The organism is Cytobacillus solani, from assembly GCF_001420595.1.
In the GTDB taxonomy this organism is placed as follows: domain Bacteria; phylum Bacillota; class Bacilli; order Bacillales; family Cytobacillaceae; genus Cytobacillus; species Cytobacillus solani.
The window spans coordinates 4907009-4922288 of the sequence record NZ_LJIX01000006.1 but is presented as its reverse complement, the minus strand read 5'-3'; the positions used below and the strand labels follow the sequence as shown (position 1 = coordinate 4922288).

The window sequence follows — 15280 nt, the reverse complement described above, 5'->3', positions numbered from 1 at the left end:
CACACCTTTCTATAAGTTAATTTTTATCAATATATTAGACTATTCTCCATTTAATACCAGACTCCTTTGGACATCCATGGAATTTATATCATTTATTTGAGAAAGCTTGCTTAGCAAATTTTTTTATACCTTCCACTTGACCTTAAAGTAACTTGAACCTGTAACATAGGATTAAAGGAGTGAGGGATTTGAGCAAACTCATGACAATACAGGATTTTTCCGAGAGAACGGGTATTTCCAAGAGTGCTTTGAGGTATTATGAGTCAAAAAATTTACTGCGTCCAGCAGGTAGGAACTCCAATGGGTATCGAGTATATTCTGAGACCCAAGTTGCAATCATTAAGCTAGTATCCAGTTTACGTTTGGCTGATGTACCGATTAAGGACATCCAAGTATATCTAAAAGAGAAAGATGAAAATATACGAAAAAATATGATGGATGATTGGACTGTAATGATAAAGAAAAGGCTTGATATCTTGAATGTAAGTTTACGATATTTAGAAAGCGATTCTATGAATGATCAAATTTATTTGATCGAAAAAGCTGATGAAAATATCATATGGTTCTCAGCAGAGTCGGAAACTGGGAAATTCGGAGAACACTTTATAAAAAGAGGAAAAGAACTTGAAAAGTTAAATATTCCGATAAAAAGTTGTTATTTAAAATATCTATCGGGCAAAGACTTGATTAAAGCACATATAGGCTTTGGCGTACCATTCGGCATCCCAACAAGCGGATTATCTGAAGTTGAATTAGTAGAACACCTAGCTTCATGCATATATATTGCCTTGTCTTTTAATGCTCCGATGACTGAAATACAAAATGGCTATTGGAAATTAATTAACTATGCAAACGAAAACAAATGGATTCCAACAGGTTCCATACTAGAATGGTATCGAGGGGATGACTTCTCAAATCTTGATTTATTAATGCCAGTCACTAAATTGGAAAAAGGGAGGATATAGTAAAATGTTTAAAAATGAAGAGCTGTCTGTTAGAATAGTAGAATTGAGAGGGGACTATTATCAAATTGGCTTGGAACAAGGCAAAGAATTAATGTCATTATCAAGCTTTCAACAAATAGACCATCTAAGGGAATTGACTACTAATTCTAATGTACAAAAGTCTAAGGAAATACTAGAGAATATTTCCCCGAAACTTTTTCAGGAACTGAGTGGCTTGGCAGAAGGATTAAATATGGAATTAGATAGTACAATAAAACTATTTAGTGGGTACGATGTAGTATTCCCAGAAATGGGGTGTACTACATTGGTAAACGACGGCTATTATGTACGTAATTATGATTTTAGCCCGGAAATGTACGATGCAAGACTTGTATTTATGAGGCCATTAAATGGCTATACTAGTGTAGGGTTTAGTCAGCAAGTAATCGGAAGACTTGATGGGATGAATGAAAAGGGGCTCGTTGTAGGGCTGCATTTTGTAAATAATGAACACAGAGACGAGGGCTTTATTGCAACGACCATTGTTAGAATGCTGCTTGAACAGTGTGCAAATATTGAGGAGGCAATAGCCTTCATCACTGATATCCCTCATGGTTATTGCTACAATTACTCCATTACAGATAAAAGTGGAAAAAGTATACTTGTAGAAGCTTCTCCACAACAACAGATCATAAATTTTGCAAATCCTCTAATATGTACGAATCATTTTGAATCAGAAATATTAAGAAGCAAAAACAGAATAAATATACAAGGCTCAGTAAAACGGAAGGAATATGTGAGTTCCTTACTAACTGGGGAGCTATCTCCAATGTCTGTTTATCATCATTTTAATGATTCAAGTTCCCCATTATTCTTTAAACACTATAAAGAGTACTTTGGTACGTTGCATACAGTTGTTTATTCGCCAAAGGACTTAAGCATCATAATTGGTGTTGGAGAGAATTGTAAACCGATAGTATTTTCTCTTAAAGAATTTATGGAGGGGAGATTGATTCTTCCTGAATATATGAAAGGGGCAATCAATCAAGTTTCCCTATAAGTAAAAAAAGGCTAAAGTACACTGACTAAAAAATGTGCACTTTAGTCTTTTTAAATTGAAATAGAATCCTTCAAAAAGGAAACTATATTCGATATGTTATAAAAGATTTGTTCATTAAGGCATTCCTAGGAGATATTCCTTTTCTATTATTATTTCTCTTTATGATTTATCTGTCATTTCCTCATAGTAATAAGTATGAGATGAAAGGGCATACTAAAGCTTTTCCAGAAAAAAATAAACCTTGTTTTTTCGAAGGAAGATGATTATAGTAAAATGGTAATGACAACTGTCAAGACATCAGGGGGGTAAATATCGTGACAGAAAAGACTATTTCACAGAGAAAGCTTCTTGGCATCGCAGGACTCGGATGGATGTTTGATGCACTGGATGTTGGGATGCTTTCGTTTATTATTGCAGCACTGAAAGTAGAATGGGATTTGACACCAGAACAAATGGGGTGGATCGGAAGTGTGAACTCAATCGGGATGGCTGTTGGAGCGCTCGTTTTCGGTCTATGGGCAGATAAGATTGGCAGGAAGAATATATTTATTATTACCTTGTTATTATTTTCTATTGGTAGTGGTCTTTCTGCATTAACAACTACCCTTTTTGCTTTCTTAGTTCTACGCTTTTTTGTTGGCATGGGGCTCGGTGGAGAATTACCTGTCGCCTCAACTCTCGTTTCAGAAAGTGTATCAGCGAAAGAACGCGGGCGAGTGGTTGTATTACTTGAAAGCTTTTGGGCATTTGGCTGGTTAATTGCAGCACTTATTTCATATTTTGTTATTCCGTCATTTGGCTGGAAAGTGGCTCTAATCCTTAGTGCTTTACCTGCATTTTATGCCATTTATTTACGGTTGAATTTGCCTGATTCACCGGCATTTTCGCCAAAAAAAGCAGAGAAACGGTCCATTCTCCAAAACGTCCGGGAAGTTTGGTCGAAGAAATACGCACGCTCCACTTTCGTGCTTTGGATTGTTTGGTTCACGGTCGTTTTTTCATACTATGGGATGTTTCTTTGGCTGCCAAGTGTCATGGTGATGAAAGGATTTAGTATGATTCAAAGTTTTGAATATGTATTGATCATGACTCTAGCTCAGCTGCCTGGCTATTTTTCAGCTGCCTGGCTCATTGAACGAATGGGAAGAAAGTTTGTGCTTGTTACTTATTTGCTAGGGACGGCAGGTTCAGCCCTTGTTTTCGGTCAGGCAGAAACGACTGCAGTCCTTATCGTGTCGGGTATCTTTTTATCATTCTTCAACCTTGGTGCATGGGGAGCTTTATATGCATACACCCCTGAACAATATCCGGCTGTCATTCGTGGGACAGGCGCTGGTATGGCTGCAGCAATTGGACGTGTTGGTGGGATCCTTGGACCGCTCCTTGTTGGCTCACTTGTTGCTGCAGGTCATTCCATTGGTTTCATTTTTGCACTGTTTTGCGCAAGTATTGTCGTCGGTGTGATTACACTTGCCTTTTTAGGGAAAGAAACACGGCAGACAGAATTAACCTAGAAGAAAGTGTCCAAAAGTTAAAAGATAGGTACCAAGGCTTTTACCTTGATTAAAGATTAACAATAAATTTTTCGTGAGAAGAATGTATATATTTTCATTCAGATTCAATTGGTAAATAATAACCATTCCCTTTAATACAGCATTTGGGGATAAGAGAAAACAACGAGATATTGACTATTCTAAAATAGTATTATAAAGTTAGGAACGTAATAATTTCATATAACAAATCCTCATCAACCGATGAGGTAGAGGTCGCAGTTTTTATCAGTAAGGCGGACGAGATGCAGAGACATTACTTGACTCCGTTTGAAAGGAAAAGCTGCCGAAGCGTGCTTGTTTCTCTGATTAAGCATGCTGGGGCTGTCTCCAAATAGGAACAGAACTGTCACGATTGGACCTACCAGCCATTCGTGTTGGGCTATCTTTCGGAAGGTATGATGCGGGCTATTTTTAATGTCACCTGAATCTACTTCGGTGGCATTTTTTATTCCAAGCTCCTTCCAGATTAGACAAGCTGATGGGTCTTCAGTTAGGGCCTTGTGCTAGAAAAATTGAAGAAAAGGAGTAACATCGATGAAAACAGCAGAAGTAAGAAAAGATAAATTCAGTAAAGGTACAATTTCTTCCGAAAAAGAAAATACCGGCTTAAAACGCAGTTTAAAATCACGCCACTTGACAATGATTTCTCTAGGCGGAACCATTGGAACAGGTCTCTTTCTCGCTAGTGGCGGAGCAATCCACTCCGCTGGTCCCGGAGGAGCTATACTATCCTATCTTGTGATTGGGATTATGGTCTATTTCTTAATGACAGGTCTTGCGGAAATGGGTGCCTATATGCCTGTTGCAGGAAGCTTTAGCACGTATGCCACTAAGTTTGTCGACCCATCACTTGGATTTGCACTTGGCTGGAACTATTGGTATAACTGGGCGATAACTATTGCAGCAGAATTATCAGCCGTCACGATGATTATGAAGTTTTGGTTCCCTCATACGCCTTCCATTATTTGGAGTGCAGTATTCTTAGTAATCATGTTTTTATTAAACTATCTATCAGTAAAAGGCTTTGGTGAAACGGAGTATTGGTTCGCCTTAATTAAAGTGGTTACTGTAATCATTTTCATTATTATTGGTATTTTAATGATTTTTGGAATCTTAGGTGGTCAGGTAATTGGTTTTAAGAATTTTACGGTTGGAGATGCACCGTTTCATGGCGGCTTTATGACCATGCTTGGGATCTTTATGGCTGCTGGCTTCTCCTTTCAAGGCACAGAATTACTTGGTGTTGCTGCAGGTGAAACCGATAATCCTAGTAAAGCAATTCCAAGAGCTGTAAAATCAGTATTTTGGCGCATCCTTCTATTCTATATCCTAGCGATTTTTGTAATTGGTTTAATCATTCCTTATACAAATGAGAATCTTGCAAGCAGCGATGTAACGGTTAGCCCATTCACGATTGTTTTCCAAAAAGCAGGAATTGCTTTTGCTGCTTCCGTAATGAATGCAGTGATCTTAACAGCTGTGCTGTCTGCCGGTAACTCAGGCATGTACGCTTCCACACGTATGCTATGGAATTTGGCCCGTGAAGGGAAAGCACCTAAGTTTCTTGGAAAATTAAATAAAAGAGGTGTTCCTGTAAATGCTTTGATTATCACATCATTAGTCGGAACACTTGCATTCTTGGCTTCATTATTTGGTGATGGTACTGTATATGTTTGGCTGCTAAACGCTTCAGGGATGTCAGGGTTTATCGCATGGCTTGGAATTGCCATTTGTCACTATCGATTCCGCCGGGCATTTGTTGCTCAAGGAAAAGACTTAAACCTCTTGCCATACAAAGCAAAATTATTTCCATTTGGCCCAATTTTTGCCTTTGTGGTTTGTGGCTTTGTCGTACTAGGACAAAACTATTCGGCATTTCTAGGAGATCATATTGATTGGAACGGTATATTGGTTTCTTATATAGGATTACCTTTATTCCTTATTTTATGGCTTGGGTACAAATTTACGAAAAAGACAAAATTGATCCCGTTAAAGGATTGTGATTTATCAAATTGACTTTATTGCACGCAGCAAGCGTGCTTTTTTTTATGCTTTATATGTTTTAGTTATATAAAAAAACTTTAAGGTTGTCTTGGCTATCAAGGGTGGCAAACAGAACATTTTTTACTTCAGCCTGATATAAACTTTTTAAACTTGAAATAACCCATTCTTCACTCTTTTGAATTTCTTTTAATTCCTGGGAGTTAATTTTCCCTTCTTTAATGATGGTCTTTGGAAAATCGAATGGCTGTGTTTCCATCTGAATCAATGAAGGGGTTAAAGGTTCATATTTAGGATCCAAAAAAACAGAAAATTTTCCATCTGCCTCCCAAATGGCTAAGGCTACTTTCTTTACATCTTCTATTTTTTCTTCTCGTAATTCTTCTAATAACACATCTAGAGATATCCTTGCTTTTTTTAATCCGTTATAGATGATTTCTCCATTCTCAACAATGGTTATTGGTGCAGGGGTAATCAGCCTTCTAAACCATGCCCATTTCAGGATTATAAAAATGCCTCCAAGATAGAAGACCACTAATACAATGGTTGTAATGATAGACCCTTTGAGACCTAGATTTTCATCAGATAGAGGATGAGCAATAATATTTCCGATGACTAATGCGATTGCAAAGTCGAGAGGTCTTAATTGGGAGATGGCACGTTGGCCCAATACTCTCGTTACAATTAATAAAAAGAAAAAAGCAACAATAGCTCGAAGAATCCACTCAAAGCTGGTAAGCGTTTCTTGGCCTTGGAAAAAATCCATATAAGACACATCCCTTACAAAATACTATTACATAGTTTAACACTGATGTTATTTTAATAAACGGCAATTCATTTAAAGTAAAATGTAAAAAGAAACGGGAATAACGGAGTGTATCCATATGTATTTTTGGAGTGGTTTAAATAGGATTTATCACCAGTTAAAAACCAAGATGATTTCTCTACCCCTTATCTATTTTTAAATTAACAGACAAGGGGATCATTTCATTAATTAATGCTTAGTTTTTCTAAAGTATGAAAAGCTGAGTAGGCTTGGATCATTGGGAAGGTTTGTAGCCGTTTTTATCCTTGTAAATACCTTTAATCTTCTTGCCTTCTACAAATGAAGGTACATTTAGCTCTAGTAAATCGTAAATAGTAGGAGCGATATCTAAATTAGACATGGAGTTAATCTGTTTCCCTTTGTAAAAGTCTGTCCCGATAGCCATAAAAACAGGTCTTAGCATGTTTCTATCTGCATCTCCTCCATGTGTTCCTAATTCAATTGGCGGAGAGACATTTTTTACAAAGCAGCTGCCCATCACATAGCCTGGAGCCCCAATTAACACAACATCCCCTGAATTTTGATGGTCCAAAAGTGTTTTATTTGTATTTGTATTTTTCATTACTTTTTCATAAGGATGGATTTTTTGTTTGAAAAGGTGTTTCCAAAAATCTTTGACATGTTCTTGAACCTTATTGAATGAGAAGTTGTCCGTTTTAATGGCTGACATGATTGCTTTCATATCATATTGAATGACTTCTCCCTTTTTATATTTAATTTCTACTTCTTTAAAAGCTTGAATAATCTGGCTGCGGACACTTTCATATTCTTCTATAGGGACAATTCCATCTTTTTCACGGTTCTGTAAGTTAATGTATACGTGTGCGGCTGATCCGCTTGGAATAGCATACGCTTTTGATTCAGTAAAGTTGATTTTATTTTTTTGATCGATAGTTAATAACCCGGCATCTTTTAATACTTTGTTCGGTGATAGAGTAGAATGAGCAGGTTCCATCCCATGATCGGAGACTACAAACAAATAGTCATTATCGTTTAGGGACTTCAATGTTTCACCAACCACCTTGTCTGCTAACCGGTACGACCACTCGATATAGCTCATATATTGTTTTGACTTTTCAGGTGAGTATCCAGGCTGTCTGGGATCTATTAATAAATACTTATGTTGTTCATGATCAATCTGGGGGGTATAGAACATCAGTAAATCAGGATTGTATTTCTGTTTTATATAGAGAGCAACTTTTGTGACCCACATGACAAAACGTGTGCTTATCTCCTCATATTCTTTCCTCGTAATCCATCCCTTTTTAAGTGCTGTACCATCATCCTGAGCCGGATAAAACCCAAATTCCTCCTGTATCTCATCAGCAAATCCTTCAGGCCCGCTAATTAAGCTGGAAGTGACTTCTGTCCGATACAAAGAGATAGGAAGGGTATGATCTTGGTTATCTGCTTTCATTTTGAACCAAAAGCCAGCTTTTTGACGATCGTTTATCTGCAATGAAAGAGATCCCCATTGCTTTCCTTTTACAATCGAATCATTAGGATCTATTTTTTTATCCTGAGATAGTATAAAGGTGTCATAGTTTGGCTGTTGATCATCCGTTGAGTCAATCGCTAAAATGTGGATGAGCTGATCCCTTTCATTTTCTATTTTGATCGTGAGTTCCGCTTCTTGTAAAGGAGTGAAGCTTTTGGGAGGGTGAACCCATTCGGCAGCTTTTGTAAAGGTTAGTGATTCTAAATTGCTTGGAGACCATGTTTTTTCAAAGTAAATAGAATAATCACCCTGTTTTCCATCTTTAGGATTAGCCCCTGGAAAAGCAATGGTAGCGGTTGTTTTTCCTTGTTTTCTAGCCTCGACCCACAATGGAGGAACCTGAATTTCCTCTTGGAAACCGCTATCATCATTGCCTAAAGTTTTATTAGGTTCGTGCCAATGATTACTTACAATTCCGGTCTGGTTGGGTGCAGCTCCTGTGGCAATTGCTGCGTGTGAAGGCGCTGTAAGCGAAGGCGTAATAGTAGAGGGCTTTTTTGCCGAGACTCCGTTGTCTAGCAGCTGTTTGATATGAGGCAATTTATTCTCTTTCACATATTTTTTAGTATAGTCATTTTTCATTCCGTCAAAAGAGATAAGTATGACCTTTCTATCAGTTTCTTGATTTTCTGCCGCTCCAACTCTATTAATTGTGGTGAAAAGAAATAAATTTAGAATGATTATGACTGCAAATAAAGGCTTTCTCATTTTATTTATCCTTTCTGTTGGCTATTTCTCTTCAAAAGTAAAAGGCAGAAGGAAGCCCCTTCTGCCTGCTAACTATCCTAATATTCGCAACGATTCCCGAATAAATGCCGGTATGTCATCAGGCTGTCTGCTAGTGACTAGCTGATTCTGGCATACGACCACTTCTTTATCATGGAAATTTCCGCCGGCGTTCTTTAAATCAACTTGTATCGATTTATATCCGGTCACATCGCGTCCTTCGAGAGTTTCTGCGGTAATCAGCAGCTGTGGGCCGTGACAAATAGCTAATACAGGTTTTTTAGCATCCATAAATGCCTTGCTAAAGTGAACAAAACGCTCGTCTGCACGAAGAATATCTGGAGAAAAACCACCTGGGATGAATAAGGCATCAAAGTCCTCAGGGGAAACATCACTAATACTTTTATCAATCATGATTTCACTGTGTCCTTGTTTCCCCTTTACTCTTTTTCCTTCTTCCATTTCAATTGTTGTTACTTCATATCCTTTTTCTTTAAACACTTTTACTGGTTCTGTGTATTCCGAATCCTCAAAATGGTCTGTTACTAAAACGGCAATTTTTTTACTCAATGCAATCAACTCCTTCATTAGTAAACTACCCTTTTTTCCAAGGATGAAACTTTTTTAGCAGTTTCGAAATGCTAGTATCTCACCGATCCCAGAATCGGCCTTGGGCAATGCCTTTAATAAATGATTCAATCGCGGAGTCTGATAAATTGAAAACTCCTGCTCCCTCTAGTTTTACCCTGCTGGAATCTAATGCATGAGGATCACTAAGGGCAAGGGCTAATGGTTTATAGTGTTTAAAGGTTGTTTCTATAAATTCCAGCACAGGTGTCTGAATAAGAGATTCACTACTGATGACTAATACAGCATCAAAAAGGCAGGGGTCTGTTGTGTCATAAGTATCGGTCACTTTTAGGGAATCATCGAAACGTGAAATCTTTTTATCAATGATGCTATAATTTAAACGTTGGTTTGCTAATGTCTGAACCCATTCTGACAGAAGGGGCACATTGGGCTTCCCATTCAATACGATCGCGACATTTTTGGAATCGGGTTTGCAGATGGTATTGGCCATGCTGAGTGCGGGAGATTTTTTATCCGATTGGATTTCGAGATTTTCCTTAGGCAATGGCACTCCGATATTGTCAGCCACCTCTTGTGCTAATTGACGGTCAATATGATTCAAAAGGGCGACTGCATTAGCTTTCACCATATCTGACTTGCATTTTCCAAGTTCGAAGCTAAATGCGTCTTTTACATGCTGCTGTTCAAAGGAGGCCAGACTGTTAAAGAATAGTTTGGCCTGGGAGTAGAAATCTAGAAAGCTATCACTGCGGCCTCTAATTTTCTGTCCATCAATCTTTTCTTGATAATGCTCGTATCCTCCATGTTCGGCTGGAACGGGTGCTGGTTGATTGTCATTTAAACTGTTGCGGTGATAGCTGGTTTGGCCGCGATGGATCGTCATTTGGTGCATGCCCTCACGTTGATTGTTATGAAAAGGACACACAGGCTGATTGATTGGAATTTGATGAAAATTAGGACCGCCTAATCGCGATAATTGTGTGTCAGTATAGGAAAATAATCGGCCTTGCAAAAGAGGATCATTGGAAAAATCAATACCGGGTACAACATGTCCAGGGTGAAAGGCCGCTTGTTCTGTTTCAGCAAAGAAGTTGTCGACATTTCGGTTCAATGTCATTTTGCCGACTATTTTCACGGGAACCTCTTCTTCTGGCCATAGTTTCGTTGGATCTAAAATATCAAAATCAAATGCATGCTCCTTTTCTTCCGGTATCAACTGTAATCCAAGCTCCCATTCAGGATAATCCCCCTTTTCAATCGCTTCGTATAAATCTTGACGATGGAAATCAGGATTTTTCCCAGCTATCTTTTGGGCCTCATCCCAGACTAATGAGTGAACGCCTAGTACAGGCTTCCAGTGGAATTTCACAAAATGGGCTTGTCCTTCATCATTAATGAGCCGGAAGGTATGAACGCCAAAGCCTTCCATCATTCGGTAGCTGCGAGGAATGGCGCGATCACTCATGTGCCACATAACCATATGAGCCGATTCAGGATTCTGTGCAATAAAATCCCAAAAGGTATCATGAGCGCTGGCCCCTTGGGGGATTTCATTGTGTGGTTCTGGTTTGACCGCATGGACAAAATCAGGGAACTTAATCGCATCTTGAATAAAGAACACAGGCATATTGTTGCCGACTAAATCGTAATTGCCTTCATCCGTATAAAATTTAGTGGCAAATCCTCGCACGTCTCTTACGGTGTCATTAGATCCTCTTGATCCTTGCACGGTTGAGAAGCGTACAAAAACGGGGGTTGTTTTGGAGGGATTTGTAAGAAAATCTGCTTTCGTGTATGCCTCTAAGGATTCATAAAGCTGAAAAAAACCGTGTGCACCTACACCGCGTGCATGAACAATTCGTTCAGGAATCCGTTCATGGTCAAAATGGGTCATCTTCTCACGAAAATGAAAGTCCTCCATGAGTGTAGGACCTCTTAACCCAGCCTTTAAAGAAAATTCATCCTGTGCCATTTTTAATCCCTGGTTAGTCGTTAAGGCATGTTTCCCTTGATTATCATTGATGTATTGCTTTAATTGCTCAGTCTTTTTATTTTCCATTAGAATCCTCCTCCATATCATATAATTTTGTGCATACCCTTTTTATTAGGTTAAAAACATGTAAAATTATTTGGTTGAAGACATTTGAGGAAAAATAAAGAAGGGGCTAATAAAAGATCAGGTATCTGACCTTTATTAGCCCCTCTAATTTTTATTTTCTGCAGTATAAGCTATGATGTGTGCTAGTAATAAATCCATTTAAAACAAAGAAAAATCAATTTTCAATTGAGGAAGCCTAATAAATGATGTCTATTGATAAAATAGTTTTGTCTGAAGAATATCTAGGGCACGCTCAATATCCTCTAAATCTTCTTTTGAAGCATGTTGTATTCGATCTAGAAAACGAGCCTCTATAGATGCAAATGCTTCGTTCATCATAATTTTTCCGTCATATGAGAGACAGATATATTGTTTTCGGCGATCCTCTGTATCTTCGATTTTTTCAATCAATCTTTTCTCACTTAATTTTCTAAGCTCTCGACTTGTGTTCGGCATAGACATATTCATACAATTGCTAATTTCGCTTGGAGTCACAGGCTGACTAACCGTAATATATTCAAGAATTTTGTATTGAACTTGAGTGATTGAATCTGACTTGGCATCTTGTGTTAATTCATATGTCACCCGATGAACTGAATTTGTAAAAGATACTAGCTTATAAAAAAGAGCTGTTTTATCCATAATTCTCACCTCTTACAGACAAGATAACAAAAGTGTTGTCAAAATACAATTATCATTTGACAATGAAATTTGAAGAGTGCTATGATTTACTTATCAAATGATAAGTAAGAGGTGCACTATGAAGATGTTAATAATCTACACATATCCTCATCATAAAAGTTTAAATTTTGCATTTTTACAAAATGTGATCAATGGGAGTAAACAGAATCCTAATATTAAAGAGGTACAGGTTTTAGATTTATATGATGAGGGTTTTAACCCAATTCTAGTATTTAACGAGCAAAAACGAAGACGTGATATGCATACTGATCCTGCAATTGAAAAATATAGACAACAACTTACATGGGCAGACAAGATTGTCTTTATCTATCCAATGTGGTGGGGGAGACCTCCGGCGATGCTTTTGGGATATATCGATCAATTATTTGCCTCCAATTTTGCCTATAAAGATAAGAAGGGACTTTTCCCGGAAGGGCTTTTGAAAGGAAAATCCGTTGTATGTGTGTCCACCATGAAGGGGCCAACTCACTATCCATTTCTTTGGTTGAATAATGCACATAAAACTCTAATGAAAAGAGCATTATTTAACTTTGTTGGAATCAAGAAAGTGAAGTTCTTTGAATTTGGAAGTATGGAAAGTCCAAAGGGAAAACAAAAGAAGAAACTAGAAAAAATTTATAAGTATTTTAGTAAACTAGACCATTAAGAAAACCGAAAAATGTTTTATAAAGTGATTTTGATATATAAGAGGGTTGAGTCTATCGGAAAACTAACCCAAAACAAATCCATTCATGCTTCATCTTTTTTCTAAACCCTTTCTTACATCTTTGTTTAGAACTATAATATATCTTAAACAAAGAGTAAGGAGGGGTAAGATGGAAAGGGTCAACCAAGTAATTTGTGAGAAAAGGTCTTATTCTAGAGAGTTTAAATCTCATCAGCATGACTTTGGCCAACTTCTTTTTCCATTACAAGGCTCCTTAGAGATACAAACGAAGGGGCAAGAGATCATTCTGAATTCAGATTACTGTTTCTATCTTCCTCCCCAATTTGATCATAACTACCGATCCATGGACAGGAATGAATTTTTAATTTTAGACATCCCAATACAATATTTACCAGACAATACAAGCAGCATGTATATGCAGTTGGATAAACAGTGGACTTCTATCCGTTATTTGCTTTTAGAGGAGGCGAAGAGTCAGGAGAACAAAGCCTCTTTAGTAGACTTGACTAGATATGTGACCAACAAACTTCATCTCTCTAATACGCCATCTATTGACTATATTCATAAGCATTTTAAAGAGTCAATTAAGTTAGAAACTTTAGCCAAAATTGAACATTACCATCCAGTATATTATTCAGCATGGTTTAAGAAGAGAACGGGGAAAAGTCCAAAAGATTATATTTCTGAACTTCGTTTGAAAGAGGCTAAACATTTATTAATTTCAACAGTGTGGTCCATCACAAAGATTAGTGAGGAATTAGGCTTTGAGAATTCTTCATCGTTTACAAGATGGTTTGTTCGTTGCGAGGAAATAGCTCCACAAAAATATCGAAATCTTAATAATGGGTAAAAAGGATATTAAACTTGGTAAAGGAAATTTTTAAGAAATTTCCTATGATAAGTTTAATATCTTTTTTATTTTTTTGAGGTGGGAACAATGAAGGGAAATTTGTCTCCATTATTCATATTACTTGCAGCAATACTTTGGGGGACGACGGGGACAACTCAGGCACTTGCTCCAGAAACAGCCCACCCAATTGCGATTGGGGCTACTCGTCTAGCTGTAGGAGGAATGTTTTTAGTATTAATTGTTCTGCTAATAGGACAATTCGACTTTAAACATTGGCCAATCAAGACAACAGTATTGGCTTCATTAAGTATGGCGCTGTATCAGCCATTATTTTTCTCGGCCGTTTCGATTACGGGTGTGGCCATAGGGACAGTGGTAGCCATTGGCAGTGCCCCTATTTTATCAGGTCTCATCGAATGGCTATACTTAAAAATTCGTCCTTCTAAGGTTTGGTGGTGTTCTACTTTCCTATCAATAGTAGGTTGTCTATTGCTCTTTGGTAATAAAGAATCAGTAAATGCAGACCCTGTTGGGATAATAATGGCTCTCGGAGCTGGCTTATCGTTTGCAATTTATGCTCTGATCAGTAGAACTTTAGTTGAAAGCCATTCTTCATTATCAGTAGTAGCAGTCGTTTTCACTCTCAGTGCGGTCTTGTTATCCACATTTTTATTTATTTTTGATATGTCTTGGATAATGAGTTTTCGAGGTGTTGGTGTAAGCCTGCAACTTGGCATTATGGCGACTGGGATTGCCTATTTCCTTTTTGCCAAAGGTCTTATCCATGTCTCTTCATCAACTGCCGTTACACTCACGTTAGCAGAACCATTAACAGCAGCATTATTAGGAGTTTTCATATTAGGAAAGTACTTAAATATAACTTCTTGGGGAGGGATTCTGTTCTTAATACTCGGAATCGGAATATTAATATGGCCGTTCAAAAGTTCTAGTAATGAAAAGGAACTTAGTATGATTCAGAAATGAGTAATATAGGAAATTGAAAAAAGGTGGTTCGTTTAGTATGGCAAAAATTGAAGACTTTTTAAAACTAGATATTCGTGTAGGTACCGTCATTCGTGCAACATCTTTTCCTGAAGCAAAAAAGCCTGCTATAAAACTAGAAATTGACTTTGGAGAAGAACTCGGCATAAAGCATTCTTCTGCTCAAATTACACGCAGATATAGCCCTGAACAACTTTGTGGACGACAAGTAGTAGGAGTCGTTAATTTTCCACCCATGCGTATTGCGGGGTATAAATCTGAGGTTTTGGTAATCGGTGGGGTACCGGAAGAGGGGGATGTCATTCTTTTAAAGCCTGATGAAATCATTAGGAATGGAACAAGAATATCATAAAAATATATAAGGAAAACTACCAGTGAATAACGAAAAATATAGCAAAAAGTAGTAAAGAAGAGAAATAAATGTCATTGACTAACAATATTTAGAAGATGGATTTCAATCAAAGAGACTGTCATTATTAGACGGTCTCTTTCATTTTTTAACAACATCTCTCTGTGCAAGCTAAAGAATGATTCCTGCCTAGACACGACATACCACTCGTGACATGTCGTATGTAGATTATTTTTTGTAGAATTTTAAAGAAAATTTAGGAAACCGGTTTCGATAAAGTAGTTGATTTTTCTGAATATTGGGTTTATAATCTGGATTGAAAGCGGTTTCTTCCGTATAAAAGACTAAATTTCTTCTGAAGTTTAGAAATCGGTTTCCGAATTATCTTGCAATAATTTCGTTTTAAGGATCAA

The 15280-nt window shown here is 37.5% G+C and carries 13 protein-coding genes and 1 riboswitch; of the genes, 8 read left to right on the top strand and 5 right to left on the bottom strand.

What is annotated here, in order from left to right; translation table 11 throughout:
* Positions 1 to 188: 188 nt before the first annotated feature.
* From AN957_RS26180 to AN957_RS26165, 4 genes are all read left to right on the top strand, one after another.
* Positions 189 to 965 carry a MerR family transcriptional regulator gene (locus tag AN957_RS26180; protein WP_053478353.1) on the top strand — a complete coding sequence of 259 codons (777 nt, stop codon included), beginning with the start codon at positions 189 to 191 and terminating at the stop codon, positions 963 to 965.
* Positions 966 to 969: 4 nt separating this feature from the next.
* Positions 970 to 2004 carry a C45 family autoproteolytic acyltransferase/hydrolase gene (locus AN957_RS26175; RefSeq protein WP_056686979.1) on the top strand — a complete coding sequence of 345 codons (1035 nt, stop codon included), beginning with the start codon at positions 970 to 972 and terminating at the stop codon, positions 2002 to 2004.
* 371 nt (positions 2005 to 2375) lie between these two features.
* On the top strand, positions 2376 to 3518 hold the full coding sequence (locus AN957_RS26170; protein ID WP_425388950.1) for an MFS transporter: 1143 nt from the start codon (positions 2376 to 2378) through the stop codon (positions 3516 to 3518).
* A 238-nt stretch (positions 3519 to 3756) separates the two neighbouring features.
* Positions 3757 to 3947, top strand: a riboswitch (Lysine riboswitch).
* A gap of 144 nt (positions 3948 to 4091) precedes the next feature.
* A complete protein-coding gene (locus AN957_RS26165) occupies positions 4092 to 5573 on the top strand; it encodes an amino acid permease (protein ID WP_082446770.1) in 1482 nt (493 codons plus the stop codon).
* Between the two features lie 46 nt (positions 5574 to 5619).
* Here AN957_RS26165 and AN957_RS26160 read toward each other — a convergent pair whose 3' ends face one another.
* The 5 genes from AN957_RS26160 to AN957_RS26140 form a co-directional block, all read right to left on the bottom strand.
* Positions 5620 to 6324 (bottom strand): DUF421 domain-containing protein, encoded by a 705-nt coding sequence (locus tag AN957_RS26160; protein ID WP_056686973.1) that lies wholly within the window; start codon positions 6322 to 6324, stop codon positions 5620 to 5622.
* A gap of 274 nt (positions 6325 to 6598) precedes the next feature.
* Positions 6599 to 8590, bottom strand: coding sequence for an alkaline phosphatase family protein (locus tag AN957_RS26155; RefSeq protein ID WP_056686970.1), 1992 nt, complete (start codon positions 8588 to 8590; stop codon positions 6599 to 6601).
* Positions 8591 to 8662: 72 nt separating this feature from the next.
* A complete protein-coding gene (locus tag AN957_RS26150; protein ID WP_053478357.1) occupies positions 8663 to 9178 on the bottom strand; it encodes a type 1 glutamine amidotransferase domain-containing protein in 516 nt (171 codons plus the stop codon).
* Positions 9179 to 9257: 79 nt separating this feature from the next.
* The gene (locus AN957_RS26145) at positions 9258 to 11258 is read right to left on the bottom strand and encodes a catalase (protein WP_056686968.1); all 2001 of its coding nucleotides are present in this window, start codon (positions 11256 to 11258) and stop codon (positions 9258 to 9260) included.
* Between the two features lie 249 nt (positions 11259 to 11507).
* Complete coding sequence (locus AN957_RS26140; RefSeq protein WP_053478359.1) at positions 11508 to 11939, bottom strand: MarR family winged helix-turn-helix transcriptional regulator; 432 nt, start codon at positions 11937 to 11939, stop codon at positions 11508 to 11510.
* A gap of 118 nt (positions 11940 to 12057) precedes the next feature.
* Here AN957_RS26140 and AN957_RS26135 point away from each other — a divergent pair, with 118 nt between their 5' ends.
* From AN957_RS26135 to csaA, 4 genes are all read left to right on the top strand, one after another.
* Entirely contained in the window at positions 12058 to 12645 is a 588-nt protein-coding gene (locus AN957_RS26135) for an NAD(P)H-dependent oxidoreductase (RefSeq protein ID WP_053478360.1), read from the top strand.
* Between the two features lie 169 nt (positions 12646 to 12814).
* Positions 12815 to 13516 carry an AraC family transcriptional regulator gene (locus tag AN957_RS26130; protein WP_053478361.1) on the top strand — a complete coding sequence of 234 codons (702 nt, stop codon included), beginning with the start codon at positions 12815 to 12817 and terminating at the stop codon, positions 13514 to 13516.
* An 87-nt stretch (positions 13517 to 13603) separates the two neighbouring features.
* On the top strand, positions 13604 to 14500 hold the full coding sequence (locus tag AN957_RS26125) for an EamA family transporter (protein ID WP_056686965.1): 897 nt from the start codon (positions 13604 to 13606) through the stop codon (positions 14498 to 14500).
* A gap of 37 nt (positions 14501 to 14537) precedes the next feature.
* Positions 14538 to 14870, top strand: coding sequence for a chaperone CsaA (gene csaA / locus AN957_RS26120; RefSeq protein ID WP_053478363.1), 333 nt, complete (start codon positions 14538 to 14540; stop codon positions 14868 to 14870).
* The last annotated feature ends 410 nt before the right edge of the window (positions 14871 to 15280 follow it).

Bases quoted from the DNA above. Each gene is read 5' to 3' on its own strand.
- AN957_RS26175 (WP_056686979.1), top strand. From the start codon at position 970: ATGTTTAAAAATGAAGAGCTGTCTGTTAGAATAGTAGAATTGAGAGGG.
- AN957_RS26170 (WP_425388950.1), top strand. From the start codon at position 2,376: ATGTTTGATGCACTGGATGTTGGGATGCTTTCGTTTATTATTGCAGCA.
- AN957_RS26165 (WP_082446770.1), top strand. From the start codon at position 4,092: ATGAAAACAGCAGAAGTAAGAAAAGATAAATTCAGTAAAGGTACAATT.
- AN957_RS26160 (WP_056686973.1), bottom strand. From the start codon at position 6,324: ATGGATTTTTTCCAAGGCCAAGAAACGCTTACCAGCTTTGAGTGGATT.
- AN957_RS26155 (WP_056686970.1), bottom strand. From the start codon at position 8,590: ATGAGAAAGCCTTTATTTGCAGTCATAATCATTCTAAATTTATTTCTT.
- AN957_RS26145 (WP_056686968.1), bottom strand. From the start codon at position 11,258: ATGGAAAATAAAAAGACTGAGCAATTAAAGCAATACATCAATGATAAT.
- AN957_RS26140 (WP_053478359.1), bottom strand. From the start codon at position 11,939: ATGGATAAAACAGCTCTTTTTTATAAGCTAGTATCTTTTACAAATTCA.
- AN957_RS26135 (WP_053478360.1), top strand. From the start codon at position 12,058: ATGAAGATGTTAATAATCTACACATATCCTCATCATAAAAGTTTAAAT.
- AN957_RS26130 (WP_053478361.1), top strand. From the start codon at position 12,815: ATGGAAAGGGTCAACCAAGTAATTTGTGAGAAAAGGTCTTATTCTAGA.
- AN957_RS26125 (WP_056686965.1), top strand. From the start codon at position 13,604: ATGAAGGGAAATTTGTCTCCATTATTCATATTACTTGCAGCAATACTT.
- csaA (WP_053478363.1), top strand. From the start codon at position 14,538: ATGGCAAAAATTGAAGACTTTTTAAAACTAGATATTCGTGTAGGTACC.